General features: G+C 52.7%; 2 protein-coding genes. One reads left to right on the forward strand and one right to left on the reverse strand.

The features are described 5' to 3' along the window. Positions 1-177: DUF481 domain-containing protein (locus DBR24_RS28720; RefSeq protein ID WP_128616386.1), on the forward strand; the 177-nt coding region annotated here is incomplete at its 5' end. Positions 178-338: 161 nt separating this feature from the next. On the opposite strand, the gene DBR24_RS28725 is transcribed toward DBR24_RS28720, so the two are convergent. Next, positions 339-548: a cold-shock protein gene (locus DBR24_RS28725; protein ID WP_002554837.1), complete on the reverse strand. Its 210-nt coding sequence runs from the start codon at positions 546-548 to the stop codon at positions 339-341. Positions 549-859 lie beyond the last annotated feature (311 nt).

Raw genomic sequence — 859 nt, forward strand, 5'->3', positions numbered from 1 at the left:
GGCAAGCCGCTCTCCGACGTCGCCAACTACGCGCTGGATGCCGAATTGGGCTTGCGCTACAAGGTCACCGACTGGGCGTCGCTCAACCTCAAGGCCGAGCGCGACATCATCAGCGGAACCCAGGATGCGGATCTGAACAAGACCCGCTATACCGCAGGGTTTGGCGTGGCCTGGTAAGGCACAGGCAAAAAGATCGCAGCCTTCGGCAGCTCCAGAGGATTAATGTACATCCTGTAGGCGCTGCCGAAGGCTGCGATCTTTTTTTACGCCTGGAAAACAAGCGCCCACAAAAAAGCCCCGCTTTTAAGGGCGGGGCTCTTTTCTAAAGAAGCTACAAGTTAGATAACTTGTACTTCTTCAGCTTGCATGCCTTTCTGACCGCGGGTAGCGATGAAAGAAACCTGTTGGCCTTCTTTCAGGCTTTTGAAGCCGTCGGATTGGATAGCTTTGAAGTGAACGAACAGGTCGTCACCGGATTGTGGAGTGATGAAGCCGAAGCCTTTTTCATCGTTGAACCACTTAACGGTACCGGTTTGGCGATTAGACATGGTGTAACTCCTTGAACAAAGATAACTGCGACTCAGGAAGAACCCTGGCCGAGACTGAGTGCAAAGAGCAGGAAAAATTCTTGTAGATGGTTGGATCGAAATTCAACATATCGTGTAGAGATTCTCAGTGACACAAGCAGCACAGTGGCGCCACCTTAACCCTTTTTCCGAGACGTGCCAATGCTTCTTGCACAGGTTTCTCTGTTTTAAGGATCGGCGGTGCGACGGTTCGTCGCCAGAGCCTGTCATTCCAGGGTGTTCGACGAGAATTGCACCCCGCACTTTGAACGCGGCGGCGCGCCCGGTAAGAT

Source organism: Pseudomonas sp. HMWF006, assembly GCF_003061205.1.
Lineage (GTDB): Bacteria > Pseudomonadota > Gammaproteobacteria > Pseudomonadales > Pseudomonadaceae > Aquipseudomonas > Aquipseudomonas monsensis.